General features: G+C 49.7%; 1 pseudogene. It reads left to right on the top strand.

Annotated elements, in window-relative coordinates:
* Positions 1-541 (top strand): annotated as a pseudogene (gene kgd / locus IEV86_RS17660) (multifunctional oxoglutarate decarboxylase/oxoglutarate dehydrogenase thiamine pyrophosphate-binding subunit/dihydrolipoyllysine-residue succinyltransferase subunit); the annotation flags it as partial.

Genomic DNA, 541 nt, shown 5'->3' with positions numbered 1-541 from the left:
AAAGACGGAACACCGATTCGTTTAACAGGACAGGATTCCGAGCGCGGAACGTTCGCCCAAAGAAACCTTGTGCTTCATGACAGTGAGACGGGCAAAGAATTTGTGCCGCTTCATCACTTATCTGACTGCAGCACATCATTTGCTGTTCATAACAGCCCGCTGTCTGAAGGATCGGTTCTCGGTTTTGAATACGGCTATAACGTGCATTCACCGGAAACGCTTGTTTTGTGGGAAGCACAGTACGGAGATTTTGCCAACGCTGCTCAAGTGTATTTTGACCAATTTATTTCTGCCGGACGCGCGAAATGGGGCCAAAAATCCGGATTAGTCATGCTGCTCCCGCACGGTTACGAGGGACAGGGGCCTGAGCACTCAAGCGGAAGAATTGAGCGATTCCTGCAGCTTGCAGCGGAAAACAACTGGACGGTTGCCAACCTGACAAGCGCGGCACAGTATTTCCATATTTTAAGAAGACAGGCTAAAATGCTGCTTCGTGAAGAAATCAGACCGCTCGTCATTATGACGCCGAAGAGCCTTCTTC

Origin of the sequence: Cellulomonas carbonis (assembly GCF_014636275.1) — a bacterium.
Taxonomy (GTDB): Bacteria; Actinomycetota; Actinomycetes; order Actinomycetales; family Cellulomonadaceae; genus Actinotalea; species Actinotalea carbonis.
The sequence above is the reverse complement of the archived record's forward strand: the minus strand, read 5'-3'. Positions and strand labels throughout refer to the sequence as shown.